General features: G+C 75.4%; 12 protein-coding genes. 3 read left to right on the plus strand and 9 right to left on the minus strand.

Annotated elements, in window-relative coordinates; all coding sequences use genetic code 11:
• Positions 1-14: 14 nt before the first annotated feature.
• From murD to mraZ, 8 genes are all read right to left on the minus strand, one after another.
• Positions 15-1,475: a UDP-N-acetylmuramoyl-L-alanine--D-glutamate ligase gene (gene murD / locus ACFQ8E_RS19820; protein ID WP_430552282.1), complete on the minus strand. Its 1,461-nt coding sequence runs from the start codon at positions 1,473-1,475 to the stop codon at positions 15-17.
• Positions 1,472-2,554: a phospho-N-acetylmuramoyl-pentapeptide-transferase gene (gene mraY, locus ACFQ8E_RS19825; RefSeq protein WP_430552283.1), complete on the minus strand. Its 1,083-nt coding sequence runs from the start codon at positions 2,552-2,554 to the stop codon at positions 1,472-1,474. Before mraY ends, murD begins: the two co-directional genes overlap by 4 nt.
• On the minus strand, positions 2,551-4,062 hold the full coding sequence (murF, locus tag ACFQ8E_RS19830; RefSeq protein WP_430552284.1) for a UDP-N-acetylmuramoyl-tripeptide--D-alanyl-D-alanine ligase: 1,512 nt from the start codon (positions 4,060-4,062) through the stop codon (positions 2,551-2,553). Before murF ends, mraY begins: the two co-directional genes overlap by 4 nt.
• Positions 4,059-5,702: a UDP-N-acetylmuramoyl-L-alanyl-D-glutamate--2,6-diaminopimelate ligase gene (locus ACFQ8E_RS19835; RefSeq protein WP_430552285.1), complete on the minus strand. Its 1,644-nt coding sequence runs from the start codon at positions 5,700-5,702 to the stop codon at positions 4,059-4,061. Before ACFQ8E_RS19835 ends, murF begins: the two co-directional genes overlap by 4 nt.
• A gap of 105 nt (positions 5,703-5,807) precedes the next feature.
• The gene (locus ACFQ8E_RS19840; RefSeq protein ID WP_430552286.1) at positions 5,808-7,535 is read right to left on the minus strand and encodes a peptidoglycan D,D-transpeptidase FtsI family protein; all 1,728 of its coding nucleotides are present in this window, start codon (positions 7,533-7,535) and stop codon (positions 5,808-5,810) included.
• Between the two features lie 407 nt (positions 7,536-7,942).
• A complete protein-coding gene (locus tag ACFQ8E_RS19845; RefSeq protein WP_430552287.1) occupies positions 7,943-8,374 on the minus strand; it encodes a hypothetical protein in 432 nt (143 codons plus the stop codon).
• Positions 8,371-9,438 (minus strand): 16S rRNA (cytosine(1402)-N(4))-methyltransferase RsmH, encoded by a 1,068-nt coding sequence (rsmH, locus tag ACFQ8E_RS19850; RefSeq protein ID WP_430552288.1) that lies wholly within the window; start codon positions 9,436-9,438, stop codon positions 8,371-8,373. Before rsmH ends, ACFQ8E_RS19845 begins: the two co-directional genes overlap by 4 nt.
• 267 nt (positions 9,439-9,705) lie before the next feature.
• Positions 9,706-10,140, minus strand: coding sequence for a division/cell wall cluster transcriptional repressor MraZ (mraZ, locus tag ACFQ8E_RS19855; RefSeq protein ID WP_430552305.1), 435 nt, complete (start codon positions 10,138-10,140; stop codon positions 9,706-9,708).
• Between the two features lie 393 nt (positions 10,141-10,533).
• Here mraZ and ACFQ8E_RS19860 point away from each other — a divergent pair, with 393 nt between their 5' ends.
• From ACFQ8E_RS19860 to ACFQ8E_RS19870, 3 genes are read left to right on the plus strand one after another with little or no spacing between them, the layout of a single operon-like run.
• A complete protein-coding gene (locus tag ACFQ8E_RS19860; protein WP_430552289.1) occupies positions 10,534-11,646 on the plus strand; it encodes an AAA family ATPase in 1,113 nt (370 codons plus the stop codon).
• A gap of 8 nt (positions 11,647-11,654) precedes the next feature.
• Positions 11,655-13,094 (plus strand): DUF58 domain-containing protein, encoded by a 1,440-nt coding sequence (locus ACFQ8E_RS19865; RefSeq protein ID WP_430552290.1) that lies wholly within the window; start codon positions 11,655-11,657, stop codon positions 13,092-13,094.
• A complete protein-coding gene (locus ACFQ8E_RS19870) occupies positions 13,091-15,325 on the plus strand; it encodes a transglutaminaseTgpA domain-containing protein (protein ID WP_430552291.1) in 2,235 nt (744 codons plus the stop codon). The genes ACFQ8E_RS19865 and ACFQ8E_RS19870 overlap by 4 nt, the downstream gene beginning before the upstream one ends.
• Before the next feature lie 135 nt (positions 15,326-15,460).
• Here ACFQ8E_RS19870 and ACFQ8E_RS19875 read toward each other — a convergent pair whose 3' ends face one another.
• The gene (locus ACFQ8E_RS19875; RefSeq protein WP_430552292.1) at positions 15,461-15,889 is read right to left on the minus strand and encodes a DUF3040 domain-containing protein; all 429 of its coding nucleotides are present in this window, start codon (positions 15,887-15,889) and stop codon (positions 15,461-15,463) included.
• Positions 15,890-15,902: the final 13 nt, after the last annotated feature.

A 15,902-nucleotide genomic window follows, 5' to 3' on the forward strand; every position in this document is an offset into this window, starting at 1 on the left:
CGCCACGCGGGCGCCTACAGCTCCGCCACGGCCGTGGCGAACGCCTCCCCCCGCTGGGCGTAGGAGGCGAACTGGTCCATGGAGGCGCCTGCAGGAGCCAGCAGCACGGTGTCGCCCGGACGGGCGAGGTCCCGTGCCGCCGCGACCGCGCGACGCATCACCGACCCAGTGTCGCCGGGATCGACCACGACGACGGGGATCTCGGGCGCGTGTCGGGCCAGTGCCCCGCGGACCGGCTCCGGGTCGACGCCGATGACGACCGCCGCGTGCAGGCGGTCGGCCCGGTCGGCGACGAGGTCGTCGAACGACGCCCCCTTCGCGAGGCCGCCCGCCACCCACACGACGCTGCCGGGCGGGTAGGCCGCGAGCGAGGCCGCCGCCGCGTGCGCGTTGGTGGCCTTCGAGTCGTCCACCCAGGCGACGCCGTCGAGCTCGCGGACGCGGGCGATGCGGTGCGCGCCGGGCCGGAACGCCCGCAGGCCGTCGCGCACGGCGGCGGCGGGCACGCCGTGGGCGCGCGCGAGCGCCGCCGCCGCCAGGGCGTTCGCGACGACGTGCGGCGGCGGGGCGCCGTGCCCGGGAGCGAGGTGCGCGAGGTCCGCGAGGGTGCCGAGCTCGGCGGCCGTGCGCTGCCGGTCGCGGGCCCCCGGCGCGGCGTGGAAGGCGCGGTCGACCAGCACGTCCTCGACCACGCCCAGCTGTCCGGGGCCCGGGGCACCGAGCGTGAACCCGACGGCCAGTGCGCCCTCGGTCACGTCGGCGTCGCGCACGAGCTGCTCGGTGCGCGGGTCGGCCACGTTGTACACGCACGCCACCTGCGCGCGGGCGTAGACGCGCCCCTTGTCCGCGGCGTACGCCTCGAGGGACCCGTGCCAGTCGAGGTGGTCGGCGGCGACGTTGAGCACGGCCGCCGCCTCGAAGGACGTCGTGAGCGTGTGGTGCAGCTGGAAGCTGGAGAGCTCCACCGCGAGGACGTCCAGCGACGGGTCCTGCGCGGCCTCGACGACGGGCGTCCCGACGTTCCCCACCGCGGCGGCGCGCAGGCCCGCCGCGGTGAGGATCGACGCGAGCATCTCGACCGTCGTCGTCTTGCCGTTGGTCCCCGTGACGGCGAGCCACGGGGCGGGGCCCCGCGCGCCGTCGGGCCCGGGGGTGCGCTCGACCCGCAGCCGCCAGGCGAGCTCGACCTCGCTCCAGACGGGGACGCCGGCGCCGCGGGCCGCGGCCAGCAGCGGCGTGCTCGGCGCCCACCCCGGGGAGGCGACGACGAGGTCCGCGCCGGCGACGACGCGCTCCGCCACGGCGGGATCGTCGGCGTCGCGCACGTCGGCGTCGGGGGCACGGCCGTCGACCGTCACCACCGAGGACGCCCGGCCGGCCGCACGACCCGACAGGGCCGCGACGACGGCGCGCCCGGTCACGCCGAGGCCCGCCACGACGACGCGCGCGCCGTCGGGCAGGGAGGCGACGGTCACGTGGCCACCCACTCGGCGTAGAACACGCCCATGCCGAGGGCGGCGAACAGGCCGGCGATGAGCCAGAACCGGATGACGATCGTGACCTCGCCCCACCCCGACAGCTCGAAGTGGTGATGCAGCGGCGCCATCTTGAACACCCGCTTGCCGGTCATCTTGAAGAAACCGATCTGGATGACGTCGGACATGACGATGACGACGAAGAGACCGCCGATGATCGCGGCGAGGATCTCGGTGCGCGACAGGATCGAGATGCCGGCCAGGGCGCCACCGAGGGCGAGCGAGCCCGTGTCGCCCATGAAGATCTTCGCGGGGCTGGCGTTCCACCACAGGAAGCCGATGCAGGCGCCCGCGATGGCGGCGGCGACGATCGCGAGGTCCTGCGGGTCGCGCACCTCGTAGCAGCGCGGACCGGCCGCGGCGAGCCGCTGGCACGACTGGTTGAGCTGCCAGATGCACACGAGGACGTACGCGCCGAAGACGATGATCGACACGCCGGTCGCCAGGCCGTCCAGGCCGTCCGTGAGGTTCACCGCGTTGGACCAGGCGGTGATGAGGAAGTTCGCCCAGATCACGAAGAGGATGAGGCCCACCGTGACCCCGGCGAACGCCAGGTCGAGGTTGGTGTCGCGCAGGAAGGAGATCCGCGTGGAGGCGGGCGTCCGGGCGTTGGCGTTGGGGAACTGCAGGGCGAGCACCGCGAAGCTGATCCCGACGAAGCCCTGGCCGATGATCTTCGCCTTCGGCGTGAGGCCGAGGGACCGCTGCTTGCGGATCTTCGTGAAGTCGTCGAGGAAGCCGACCAGCCCGAGCCCGGTCATGAGATAGAGGCACAGCAGCGCCGACGCGCTCGGCGGCCTCCCTGCGACCAGCATGGACACCGCGACGCCGACCAGGGCGGCCGCGATGATCACGACGCCGCCCATCGTCGGCGTGCCGCGCTTGGTGAAGTGCGCCGTCGGCCCGTCCTGGCGCACGAACTGGCCGTAGTTCCGGTGGATGAGGAACCGGATGAACAGGGGCGTCCCGAAGAGGGCGACCAGCCCGGAGACGCCGGCCGACACGAGGATCGCGATCACGGGGCGACCTCCGTGGCGGGTTCGCCCGACGCGTCGGGGCCGGTCGTGGGTCCGGTCGAGGGGCCGCCCGCCGCGAGCTCGTCGCCGAGCCGCCACAGGCCGGACCCGAGGGAGGACTTCACGAGGACGACGTCGCCCGGCTCGAGCGCCTCGGCGAGCACCGCGCGTGCGGCGTCGAGGTCAGGCACGAAGACCGACTCCTCTCCCCAGGACCCCTCCTGCAGGGCCCCCTCGTGGATGTGGTACGCCCCGTCGCCGACGACGACGAGGAGCTTGACGTTCAATCGGACCACGAGGCGGCCGATCTCGTCGTGCGCGGCGCGCGAGCCGTCCCCGAGCTCGAGCATCTCGCCCAGCACCGCGACGGAACGGCGCGTGCGGCCCGCCATGACGGCGAGCGCCCGCAGCGCGGCGCGCATGGAGTCCGGGTTGGCGTTGTACGCGTCGTCGACCACGGTGACGCCGTCCGGGCGCTCGGTGACCGCCATCCGGTGCGGGCTGACCGGGGTCGCGCGGGACAGGCCCTCGGCCAGTCGCGCTGCCACGTCGGCGGTGGTGCCGCCGAGCGCGAGGACCGCCGCGGCGGCGGCGAGAGCGTTGCTCACGTGGTGCGCGCCCACGAGGCGCAGCCCCACGGGCACGGGTCCGCCCAGGTCCGGGGCGCCGGCGACGGCGAGCCGGAACGTCGCCCGGCCGGAGGCGTCCACCTCGACGTCGGCGGCGCGCACGTCGGCCGAGGAGATGGTGCCGAACGTGACGACGGTGTGCTCGGGGGCAGCCAGCGACGCCATCGCCGCCACGCGCTGGTCGTCGGCGTTCAGCACGACGGTGCCGCCCGGCACGACCCCGGTGACCATCTCGGCCTTGGTGCGGGCGATCGCCTCGACCGAGCCGAACTTGCCCACGTGGGCCACGCCGACGGCGAGCACGATGCCGACGTCGGGCGGCGCGATCCGCGTGAGGTAGGCGATGTTGCCGGGGCCGTCCGCGCCCATCTCCAGCACCAGGAACCTCGTGGCCTCGGTGACGCGCAGCACGGTCAGCGGCAGGCCGACCTCGTTGTTGAACGACCCGGTGGGTACGACCATGCCGTCCTCGGGCGAGACGTCGTCCGGCAGCAGGTCGCCGAGGAGCTGGCCGAGCAGGTCCTTGGTCGTCGTCTTGCCCACCGAGCCCGTCACCGCGAGGACCCGCAGGTCGCCGCGCGTCCGCACGCGCGCCAGGACGGCGCGGGCGAGCTCCCCCAACGCGGCCTGGACGTCGTCCACGACGACGGTCGGCACGCCCTCGAGCTCGCGGGCGGCCAGGACCAGCGCCGCGCCGGCCTCGACGGCGCCGCGGGCGAAGTCGTGCCCGTCGACCCGCTCGCCGGGCAGCGCGACGAACAGCCCCCCGGGCTCCACACGGCGGGAGTCGACGACGACGGACCCGGTCACGGGCGTGGCGGCGTCGGCGTGCAGCCGTCCCCCGGTCGCCTCGGCGACGTCGGCGGCGGTCAGCGCGATCATGCGGTGGTCCTCTCGTGCCGCCGCTGCAGCGCGCGGCGGGCCTCGTCCCGGTCGTCGAGCTCGAGGTCGACGCCCGCGACCTCCTGGATGGTCTCGTGGCCGCGGCCCGCCACGAGGACGGTGTCGTCCGCCCCCGCGTCGAGCACGGCCCGCTCGATGGCGGCCGCCCGCGGCGCCACCTGCGTCACGGCGACGTCGCGGCCCGCCTCGCGGGCCGAGTCGCGGGCCGCGGCGGCCCCCTCGAGCACGGCGGCGCGCACCACGGCGGCGTCCTCGCCGTGGGGGTCGTCGTCCGTGACGACGACGACGTCTGCGCCCGCCACGGCGGCCGCGCCCATGGCCGGACGCTTGCCCTTGTCCCGGTCGCCCGTGGCCCCGAAGACGACGACGAGCCGGCCGGCCGTCGTCGGGCGCAGGGCGGCGAGCGCGAGCTCGAGCGCCTCGGTGTTGTGCGCGAAGTCCACGACGACGCGCGGATGGCCGTCCCCGCCCGCGCCGACGACCTCCATGCGGCCGGGCACGACGGCCGAGAGGCCGTCGGCCGCGGCGAGCGCCTCTGCCACGTCCTCGACGTGCGCGCCGCCCTCGAGGACCATCGCGACGGCGAGCGCGGCGTTGGCCACGTTGAACCCGCCCGGCAGGGACGTCGACGTGCGCAGGGAGCGGCCGTCGACGTGCGTCAGCGTGAACGCGGAGCCGGTGCCGTGCGGTGCGACGTCGGTGACGGTCCAGTCGGACGCCGCCTCGCCGTCCCGCGGGGCGCGGGTGCGCAGCGTCGCGACGGGCACCTGCGCGGCCGCCGCCATGCGCTCGCCCCACACGTCGTCCACCACGACGACGCCGCGGCGCGCGTGCTCGGGCGTGAACAGCGACGCCTTCGCGTCGAAGTACGACTGCAGGTCGCCGTGGAAGTCGAGGTGGTCCTGGCTGAGGTTCGTGAACCCGACCACGCCGAACTCGATGCCGTCCACGCGGTGCATCGACAGCGAGTGGGAGGACACCTCCATCGCCAGCGTGCGCACCTCCGCCTCGCACATCGCGGCGAGCAGCGCCTGCAGGTCCGCGGCCTCCGGGGTCGTGAGCCGGCTCGGCAGCACCGTGTCGCCCGCGCGCATCTCGACGGTGCCGATCAGTCCACCGGTCCAGCCGAGGGCGCGCAGCAGGTGGTCCACCTGGTAGGTGGTCGTCGTCTTGCCGTTGGTCCCGGTGACGCCGAAGGTCATGAGGTGCTCGGCGGGCTCGCCGTACACCCAGGCCGCGACCGGACCGAGCACGGCCCTCGGGTCACCGGCGACCAGCACGGGCACGGCCGGGTCGAGGGCGTCCGGTCCCGTCGCGAGGGTGGCCGCCCCGGCCTCGTCGGTGAGCACCGCACGGGCCCCGCGGGCCACGGCGTCCGCCGCGAACCGGGCGCCGTGGGCGTGCGCGCCGGGAAGGGCGACGAACAGGTCGCCACCTGCGACGACGCGGTTGTCGGACGCGACCGAGGTGACGACGACGTCGGCGGGGACCTGCGGCCGGGGGCCGCCCTCGTCCGGTGCCACCGGTGTCGTCACCTCGAGCCCGAAGGTCAGGGCGAGGTCCCGCACCCGCCGGGGCGTCGTGCCCGCGGGCCGGATACGGGGAAGCGGGGATGTCACGGAGAAGAACCTACCGTCTGCGTGCTGCGGGCCCGGCACCCAGGGCGCCCGGCATGAGAACCGTCACGGACCTCGGGCGGTCCTCACCGGGCGCGCGCCCCGTGGTCACCACGTGAGGTCGTAGGGCTTGAACGGCGTCGAGCTGGGCGGCACGTCCATCTTCTGCAGCGTGTACCCCATGAGGTCGCTGAAGACGGGCGCGGCCACCACGCCGCCGTAGATCGACGACTGCGGGCTGCGCAGGAAGACGGACACCGTGTAGCGCGGGTCGTCGGCGGGCGCGACGCCGATGAAGGACGCCATGTAGGTGGTCCCGGCCCCCGTCCACATCTGGGCGGTGCCGGTCTTGCCGGCCACGCGGTAGCCGGGCACCCGCGCGTTGGCGGCGGTGCCCTCCTCCCCCACGACCGACTCCATCATCCGCATCACCGAGTCGGCGGTCTTCTCCGAGACCACGCGCTCCGTCTCGGGAGCCTCGGCGGGCGTGAAGGTGCCGTCGGGCGCGCGGGTGCCGGCCACCAGGCTGGGCTCCACCCGGACGCCGCCGTTCGCGACCGTCGAGAAGACCTGCGTCGCCTGCATCGCGTTCACGGCCACGCCCTGCCCGAACAGGATCGTGTACGGGGTGCGGGCGTCGTGCGCCAGCGTCTGCTGCGAGGGCAGGATGCCCGCGGACTCGCCCGGCAGGCCGAGGCCGGTGGGCTGGCCGAACCCGAACTTGCCGAGGTAGTCGTAGCGGACGTCCAGCGGGATCTTCTCGCCGATCTGCACCGTGCCCGTGTTCGATGAGTGGGCCAGCACGCCGGCGAGCGTCAGCTGCTGGTCGGGGTGCTCGTGCGAGTCCTTGAACGACTCGCCGTTGGGCGTGGTGTACCGGTACGGCACGCGGAACTGGCTGTCGGGCGTCCAGTAGCCCTCCTCGAGGGCCGCCGCCATCGTGATCACCTTGCCCGTGGAGCCGGGCTCGAAGACGTCCTTCACGGCACGCGAGCCGTTGGCCACGGCGGACGTCGACCGGTCGTTGGGGTCGACGTCGCCCGAGTCCGCCACCGCGAGCACCTGGCCCGTGCGCACGTCCTCCACGACCGCCATGGCGTACTTCGCCCCGGTCTTCGAGACCGCGTCGTCGAGCAGCTCCTCCGCCTTCCACTGGACGTCGAGGTCGATCGTGAGCTGCACGTTGCTGCCGGGGACCGCCTCGGTGGCGTCCCGCTCCGAGTTGGGGATCGGGACGCCGTCGCGCCCGCGCTCGTACGTGACCTTGCCGTCGGCGCCCGCGAGCACGTCCTCGTAGGCGCGCTCGAGCCCGCCCTGGCCCACCTGGTCGCGGTCGACGAAGCCGACGAGGGTGCCCGCGACGACGCCGGCCGGATAGGTGCGGCGGGAGGTGAGCTCGGTGCGGACGTAGGCCTGGAGGTCGAGCTTGGCGATCGCCCGCTGCACCTCGGGCACGGCGTTGCGCTTGAGGATCACGTACCGGTCGTCGCCGTTGAGCTTCGCGGCGAGCTCCGCGGGCTGCGCGTCGAGGATCGGCGCGAGGAGCTGAGCGATGCCGAGCGCGCCGTCCTGCACGGCCCTGCCGGTGGCGGTGTCCACCCGCTGGCCGCCCTGGAACCCCTGGATGGCGAGGGTGTCGGCGGAGATCGTGTACCGGTCGACGGACGTCGCGAGCACGCGTCCGTTGGTGTCGACGATGTCGCCGCGGTGCGCGAGCTCGACCGCGTGCGTGGTGCGTGCCTCCTGCGCCTTCGCCGCGAGCGCCGGCCCCTGGAAGATCTGCACCTGGACCAGCCGGCCGACGAAGACGGTGAGCACGAGCGCCGCGACGACCATGATCCACCGCTGCCGTCGCCCGGGGTCGCCCGGACGTCCCCGGCTCGCGGCCCCGCCCCGCGGGCGCGGCGGAGCGCCCCCGCCGCGCACCGGCGTCCGGCCCGTGGAGCGGACCGCCGTGGCTCCACGCCCCGAGCCGGACCGGGGCGTGGTGCCACGGCCCGACGAGCTCGGCGTCGACCGTGGGTTCGACCGCGGCGTCGACCGTGGGTTCGACCGCGGGGTGGACCGCGGCGTCGAGCCGTTCGTGGTGCGGGAGGTGCTCACCCCTCGAGTCTGCGGGGCGGGGGTCCGGGTCGTGCGGGCCGGACCCGGGCGTGTCGCGCGCCCGCCGGCCGAGCGGCCTCCCGAGCCCGCACCCGAGCCGCCGCTCCGTGCACCGCCGCGCGCCGGCGGCGTCCGCCCGGTCACGGCGTCTCCGTGTCGCCGATCCCGACCTTCGCGCGCTTCTCGACGCTGATCATCGTCGGGTCCTCGGCCGGGACCATGCCGAGCTTCGTGGCGCGCTCCGCCAGCGACGCCTCCGCGGCCCGCAGCTTCTCCTGCTGGGTCTGGACGTCCTGCGCCACCTGACCGACCTGGGCCTGGAGCCGCGACGCCTCGTACGAGCCGCGCGCCATCGACGTGTTGAGCAGCAGCGCCGCGAGGAGCGCGCCGACGAGGATCACCGCACACAGCACGAGGAACGGGACGCCCGACGTCGCCTGGAGCGGCGCACGGACCGCGTCGAGGCGGCGCCCGCGGTCCGCGGCACCGCCCGGCAGCGAGGTGAGCGGGGCACGACGCGGCGCCGCGGCGGGACGGGTCCCGGGGGTGGCGGGGGCACGCAGGGCGCTCATCGGCGGTCCTCCTTGGTGTGCTTGCGGGCAGGCTGCTGGGTGGCGTGGCGGGTGGACTGGCGGGCGGGCGCCGCCGAGCGCATGTGGTCGGGGGTGGGACGGACGCGCCGGGCGGCCCGCAGGCGGACCGACGCCGCCCGCGGGTTGCGCTCGAGCTCGGCCTCGTCCGCCTCCTCCGCGCCCCGCGTCAGGGCCTCGAGGTAGGGCTTGTGCGTCTCCGGCTCGACGGGCAGGCCGGCCGGGGCGCTCGACGTCGTCCCGCGGGAGATGGCCCGCTTGACGATCCGGTCCTCCAGCGACTGGTAGGACTCGACGACGATCCGCCCGCCCGTGGCCAGCGCCTCGATCGCGGCGGGCACGGCGCGCTCGAGCACCTCGAGCTCGCCGTTCACCTCGATCCGCAGCGCCTGGAACGTCCGCTTCGACGGGTTGCCTCCCGTGCGCCGCGCGGCGGCGGGGATGGACGCGCGCACCAGGTCGGCGAGCTCGCCCGTCCGCTCCCACGGCCGCTCCTCGCGGCGCCGCACGATCGCCCTGGCGATGCGCGGCGCGAACCGCTCCTCGCCGTACTCGCGCAGCACCCGGGCGAGGGCACGCTCGTCGTAGGTGTTGAGGACGTCGGCCGCGGTCGCACCCCGGGTCTGGTCCATCCGCATGTCGAGCGGCGCGTCCTGGGCGTACGCGAAGCCCCGGCCCGCCTCGTCGAGCTGCAGCGACGAGACCCCCAGGTCCATGAGGACGCCCTGCACGCCGTCCAGCCCGAGCTCCGCGACGACCTCACCGATCTCGTCGTAGACCGCGTGCACCGGGGTGAACCGCTCGCCGAAGCGGGCCAGCCGCTCGCCGGCGAGGCGCAGCGCCTGGGTGTCGCGGTCGATCCCCACCACGCGGGCGGTCGGAACCTGCTCGAGCACCGCCTCGGTGTGCCCGCCCATGCCCAGCGTGCAGTCGACCAGCACGCTCCCGGGCTCGGTGAGCGCCGGAGCGAGGAGGTCGACGCACCGCTGCAGCAGCACGGGCAGGTGGCGGTCGCCCGCGGATCGCGCGTCGTCCGGTGTGCTCATCGGTGCCTCTCCTCTCGTGCTCGTCTCGTGCTCGTCCTGCTCGTGTCGTGCTCGGTCCACGTGCTCGGTCCACGTGCTCGGTCCACGTGGTCGGCGGGGCCCCGCCCGGCCAGGTCTCCCTCCGCGCCGTTCTGGCGCCGGGGAAGTGCGCCAGACCCTCGCGGGAGGAGGCCTCGTCGTGCGGGGCCCTGCTGCTGCTCGTCTGCTGTGCGGTTGTGGGTGGTGCCGGTCGTCCATCGGTGCTGGTCGTCCATCGGTGCCGCTGGTTCAGAACTGCAGGTCCGGGAAGATCTGCTCGGACGTCTCGGAGTACGACGACTCCTGCTCGGCCAGGTAGGCCTCCCAGGTGGTGCGGTCCCAGACCTCCACGCGGGTGCCGGCGCCGATCACGGCGACGTCCCGGTCGAGGCCGGCGTACGCGCGCAGGGCGGCCGGGATGACGACCCGCCCCTGCTTGTCCGGCAGCTCGTCGCTGGCACCCGACAGGAACACGCGCAGGTAGTCGCGCGCCTGTCGGCTGGTCACGGGGGCCTGCCGCACCTGCTCGTACATGCGGCCGAACTCGTCCATCGGGAGGAGGAAGAGGCAGCGCTCCTGTCCCCTCGTCATGACGAGGCCGGGAGCGAGTCGGGCGCGGAACTTCGCGGGGAGGATGAGCCGGCCCTTCTCGTCGAGCTTGGGGGTGTAGGTGCCGAGCAGCAGCCCGGCTCCCGGAAACGTGTCCTCCAGACCTGCCACGGCTCGCACCTCCCCTCGCGCTCCCGCAGCCTCCACGCTACTCCACTTTCCTCCACCGGGCGCGGCCAACGATGGGCAGTTCTCCCCATCTCACCCCCTCCCCCCACAGTCCCCACACATCGCCGCAGGTCAGGGCGTCGGGCGGGAACGGGGCGCCGGTGGAGGGCGGTGGAGCAGGAGCCCTCCGACGCGTGTCGCACGAGGCGCACCTCCGGGTCAGGCAGGCGCCGCGGGCACGCGCCCACCGCCCGCGGGGGGCGTCGTGGAGGGAGGTGGAGCGGGTGATCGTCGTCACGTCCGGCCCTGATTCCACTAGGCTGCGAGAACCGTCACGAGCACGTGAACCGGAGGTCACCCGTGCACCCAGAACCCGTCTCCCCCACGCTCGCCGGCGCACGCACGGAGACGGAGGACCGCAGGGACGGCGCCACCCCCTCGACGGGGGCCGACCTCGACGCCCTGGCCAGGGATCTCGACGAGCTCGTCGCCGCCACCACGCGGGTGCGGGAGGCGGTCGACTCCGTGGTCTCGGGCCGGCCCGGCCTCGCCGAGGTGACCGTCGCCGTCCTGCTCGCCGAGGGTCACCTCCTGATCGAGGACGTCCCCGGCGTCGGCAAGACGACGCTCGCGAAGGCCCTCGCCCGCAGCATCGACTGCCGCGTGGGCCGCATCCAGTTCACCCCCGACCTGCTCCCGAGCGACCTCACCGGCGTGAACATCTTCCGCACGGCCACGCACGACTTCGAGTTCCGGCCCGGACCGGTGTTCAACAACGTGGTGATCGGCGACGAGATCAACCGCGCCTCGCCCAAGACGCAGTCCGCGCTCCTCGAGTGCATGGAGGAGGGCCAGACGACGATCGACGGCACCACGCACACGCTGCCGCGGCCGTTCCTCGTCGTCGCGACGCAGAACCCGGTGGAGATGGAGGGCACGTACCCGCTGCCCGAGGCGCAGCGCGACCGGTTCATGGCCCGGCTCACCGTCGGCTACCCGGACACGGACGCCGAGCTGCAGATGCTCGACCGCCAGGAGTCCGCCGATCCCCTGGACCACCTGTCCCCCGTCACCACCGGCGCCGACATGGTGCGGTACGCCCGTGCGGTACGCGCCGTCTACGCCGCGGGACCCGTCAAGCAGTACGTGCTCGACCTCGTGGGCGCGACGCGGCAGCACGAGGGTGTCCGGCTCGGCGCGTCGCCGCGGGCCTCGCTCCAGCTGCTGCGCGCCGCCAAGGCCGCGGCCGCCATGGCGGGCCGCGAGCACGTGCTGCCCGACGACGTGCAGTCCCTCGCCGTCGCGGTCCTGGCCCACCGCCTCATCCTCAGCACGGAGGCGCGGCTCGGCGGCGTGACGCCCGAGGACGTCATCGAGGAGATCGTGCAGCGCACCGCCGTGCCCGGCGTCCGCGTCGCGGTCGCCCCGCCCGCGGGGTCGTTCGCGCGGCCCTCCCGCGAACGCGGCCGGTAGGACCGACCATGTCCGGCGACGACGAGTCCGGCGCGGTCCCGGCCACCACCGAGCGCAGGGCCGGAAAGGGCGGCCCGCACGACACCCGGCACCCGGCGCTGCGACGGGTCGTCCGCGTCCGGCCCACCCGCCGCGGTCTGGCCCTGCTCGTCGCGGGCCTGGTGCTCGCGACCGTCGGCACCCTGCTCGACCTGCCCGACGTCGTGGGCCTCGGCGCCGCGGCCGTGCTGGCCGTCCTCCTCTCCTGGGTGCTGATGGGGGTGCAACGCCTCGACGCCGGTCGCGGGGCGCTCGTGGTCACGCGCGAGCTCACGCCGAACCCCGTCGTGCGGGACCAGACCGCAGCGGTGCGCCTGGTCGTCGGAGCCCGCGCGCGCACGGGCGCGGCCTACGAGCGGCTGGCCCGGCTGCGGCTGTCGGAGCAGGCCGCGCACGAGCTGGCGGGGCCGCACGGCATCCGCGCCCGGGTGACGGCGCACGCGGACCGCATCGCGGTCTCCTACGCGCTCACCCCGTCCCGCCGGGGCCGTTGGGCCCTCGGCCCCCTGCTCACCACGCGCACCGACGTCTTCGGGCTGGTCCGCACGACGCAGCCGCTCGGCGCCCCGACCCGGGTCGCCGTGTGGCCCCGCACCGTCGGGCTGCCCACGCGCACGCGGGTGCTCGGCGACGTCGAGCGGGCGGCCACCGGCGCACGGCTGGCATCCACGGACGACTCCGTCCTGCGCGAGTACGTCTCCGGCGACGACCCTCGCCGGGTGCACTGGGCGGGCTCGGCGCGCCAGGGCCGGCTCATGGTCCGGGCGGACGAGAGCGCCGGCGTGCGGCCCGTGACCGTGCTGTTCGACCGGTCGCTGCTGCCGCCGCCCGTCGACCCGCGCACCGGCGTCTGGCCGTCCGCCCGCGGCTCCCGCACGCACGCGGAGGGCGAGCTCGCCGTCGAGCTGGCCGCCTCGGTCGCCACCTCGTTCCTCGACGCGGGCCACCCCGCGCGGCTGGTGCCCACCGGTTCCGGCCCCGCGCCCGTGCCCTTCGCGGCGGGCGCACGCACCGGACGCGCCACGATCCTGGACGGGACCGTCGACCTGCGCGGGCACCGCGCGTCCGCCGACGCCGAGCGCGCCGTCCTGCAGACGGTCCGCGCCCTGCGCGCCTCGCGCTCGCAGGAGGAGATCGTCGTCGCCGTGCTGGCCCCCCAGGCGGAGACCGCGCTGCGCGAGATGGCCGAGCTCGGCGTCGAAGGCATCTGCTGGGCGCTCGTCGTGGCGCCGGCCGACGCCCCGGGCGCGGGTCCGACGCCGGCGGGAGGCACGGCGGGAGGCACGGCGGGAGGCACGGCGGGAGTCACGGTCGGCGCGCTGCGCGCCGCCGGCTGGCGCGTGGCCACCTGCCCCCCGGGCACGGCGCCCGACCGCGCCTGGGCGCTCCTCGCCGAGGGGGCGGCATGATCCCCGCCCACGCGGGCCCGACGGCCCGCACCGTCGCCTCCGGGGTCCTGGTCGCCGTGGCGGTCGCCGCGTCGATGCTCTCGCTCGCGAGCATCGTGCTCCCGGGCGGCTGGACGCGCGCGGCCCTCCTCGGCATCGTCCTCGTCAGCGCGACGACGGTCACCTCCCGGGTGGTGATCGAGCGACGGGCCCGCGCCCGGGGGCTGCGCACCAAGGAGTCGGGCTCCGCATGGCCCAGCGTGCTGGGCGGCGTCGTGGCCGCCTGGTTCGTCCTCGCGCGGTACGGCGGCCCCACCGCCGATCCCACCTTCCTGGTCACCCCGGAGCACGTGTCACGCGTCGTGGCCCGGCTCGGCGAGGCCGGTGAGATCGCCCGGTCGGAGGTCGCCCCCGTGACGGGGAGCGTCCCCATGGGGCTGCTCACCGTCGGCGGCACGCTGCTCGTGCTCCTGCTCGCCGACGCGCTGGCGGGCGCGCTGCGCCGCCCCGCGGCGGTCGGCCTGCCGCTCCTCGCCCTCTGGGCCCCGCCGCTCGTGCTCACGGGACGAGTGCCGTGGGGCGTGTTCGTCGTGACCGTCACGGCCCTGCTGCTACTCCTCACCCTCGACGGTCCCCTGGTCGCGCGGACGAGACGGGCCGAGCGCACGCCCGCGCCGGTGCGGCGCGCCGAGCGGTCCCGCGCCGTCGCGACGACCGCCGGCGCCGTCGTCCTCGCCGTCGTCGCCGGCCTCGTCGGAACCGCGTCCGCCGCGCTCCCCGGCGGTCCCGCGGGCTGGTACCGCACCTTCACGACCACGGGCGACACCATCCGCCTCGCCGAGGACCTCGACATCCTGCGGAGCCTGACCGAACGGTCCCGCTCCGTCGTGCTGTCCTATGACACCGGCTCCGAGGCGGACGTCGGTCCGCTGCGCAGCTACACCGCCACGGCCTTCGACGGGCGCCGGTGGCAGCGCGGCGACGAGCGCGGCGGCCGGGAGTTCGCCGACCGCGACGTCCTGTGGCCCGACGACCCGCCGTCGGGCGGCGACGTCCGCAGCGTCGCCCTCGACGTCGGCGAGCTCCGCGACGACAAGCTGCCCATCAGCATCGACCCTCGCCAGGTGGCCACGGACGGCGGCGGGTGGGGCTACGACCCCGCCCGGGACGAGGTGGTCGGTGGGCTGACGGCGGCGGGCGACTCCTACACCCTCACCGTGCACGAGCGGGACCTCGACCCCGCCGCCCTCCGGGAGGCACCCGCGGCCGACCTCGACGAGGTCTACACCCAGGTCCCCGACACGGCGCACGCGGGAGACGTCGAGGCCGCCGCGCGCGAAGCCGTGGGCGAGGCCGACACCGCCTACGACCAGGCGGTCGCCCTCCAGCGCTGGTTGCGCGACCCCACCCGCTTCACCTACTCGACGACCATCCCCCGCGGCGGCACGGGAGACCCCGTCTGGGACTTCCTGCAGCACCGCACGGGCTACTGCATCCAGTTCGCGACGACCATGGTGGTCATGGCGCGGTCGCTCGGCATCCCCGCGCGCCTGGCGGTCGGGTACCTGCCCGGCGACCGCACCGGCGAGACCACCTGGCAGATCACGGGCCAGGACTCGCACGCCTGGCCGGAGATCTACTTCCCCGGCACGGGGTGGGTGCGTTTCGAGCCGACGCCCGCCCAGCAGACCGGGAGCCCGCCCGCGTACACGATGCCGCGCGTCCAGGGCGACCCGGCCGCGGTGCCCACGTCGAACGACCTCCGCGAGCGGGAGCCCTCGGCGGGGAGCACCTCGACCGACGACGAGGCGACGCCCTCGGCCTCGACCGCCGCCGCGGTCACGCCCGTCGTCGACACCGGTCTCCCCGGATGGGTGTGGATCACGGCAGGCAGCCTCGTCGTCGTCCTGGTGGGCGGCCTCGTGCTGCTCCTGGCCAGGCGGCGGCGCGCCTCGCTGGAGCTCGACCCCGAGCTCGCCTGGCAGCAGGTGCTCGCCGCGCTCGCCGCCGAGGGCGTCCGGCTTCCGCCCGCCACGACGCTGCGCCGTGCCCCGGACGCCATCGCGTCCGCCGTGACCACCCGGACCGGCCGCGAGCTCAGCCCCGAGGTGCGCGAGGACCTCGGCGCGCTCGCGCGGGCGGCCGAGGCGAGCCGGTACGCGAGAGAGTCCGTGCCACCCGAGCCCGACGAGCTCGAACGGCTCGCGACGGCGGTGACCTCCGGGCTCGGCGAGACCCTGTCGACGCGCTGACCGCTGCGGCCGCGCCGGGGGCGCGTAGGGGTCGCGGGCGGGGCGTGTCGCGCGGGTGGCCCACGGTGTGAACGCACGAGCCCGCCCCGCTCGGGAAGAGCGGGGCGGGCTCGGTCGAGCGTGACGCTCCGGACCTCAGCGGCCCTGGTCCCGTCGGCGCTCCCAGCGCTCCTCCAGCCGCGCGAGGAACCCCTCCTTCTTGGCGGCCGTGCTGGGACGGGTCGCCGTCTGCCCGGGGCGCGAGCGATCGGGGTTGGTCTGGGGGTCGATCGTCCCGTCCGGCCGGACGACTCCCGTCGGGCCCTTCTTGCGGGGAGCGGCGAACGCGTACGCCACCCCGGCGAACATCAGCACGAAGCCGGCGACTCCGACCCAGGCCTGCGACGTCGCGGCACCGACCACGAGCAGCAGCAACCCTGCGACGACTCCTACGCCGGCCAGGACATAGCGCAGGGGCGACCGGCGGCGCGCCTGCTGCAGGGTGTTGGCCAGACGGGGATCGTCGCTGCTCAGCGCGCGCTCCATCTGCTCCAGCACTCGCTGCTCGTACTCGGACAGTGGCATCGAGTCCCCCCGG

Origin of the sequence: Isoptericola sp. NPDC056573 (assembly GCF_042793335.1) — a bacterium.
In the GTDB taxonomy this organism is placed as follows: Bacteria; Actinomycetota; Actinomycetes; order Actinomycetales; family Cellulomonadaceae; genus Isoptericola.

Excerpts from the sequence above, each read along its gene's own strand:
- murF (WP_430552284.1), bottom strand. The coding sequence starts at position 4,062 with ATGATCGCGCTGACCGCCGCCGACGTCGCCGAGGCGACCGGGGGACGG.
- ACFQ8E_RS19840 (WP_430552286.1), bottom strand. The coding sequence starts at position 7,535 with ATGGTCGTCGCGGCGCTCGTGCTCACCGTCTTCGTCGGCCGGCTGGTC.
- ACFQ8E_RS19845 (WP_430552287.1), bottom strand. The coding sequence starts at position 8,374 with ATGAGCGCCCTGCGTGCCCCCGCCACCCCCGGGACCCGTCCCGCCGCG.
- rsmH (WP_430552288.1), bottom strand. The coding sequence starts at position 9,438 with ATGAGCACACCGGACGACGCGCGATCCGCGGGCGACCGCCACCTGCCC.
- ACFQ8E_RS19865 (WP_430552290.1), top strand. The coding sequence starts at position 11,655 with ATGTCCGGCGACGACGAGTCCGGCGCGGTCCCGGCCACCACCGAGCGC.
- ACFQ8E_RS19870 (WP_430552291.1), top strand. The coding sequence starts at position 13,091 with ATGATCCCCGCCCACGCGGGCCCGACGGCCCGCACCGTCGCCTCCGGG.
- ACFQ8E_RS19875 (WP_430552292.1), bottom strand. The coding sequence starts at position 15,889 with ATGCCACTGTCCGAGTACGAGCAGCGAGTGCTGGAGCAGATGGAGCGC.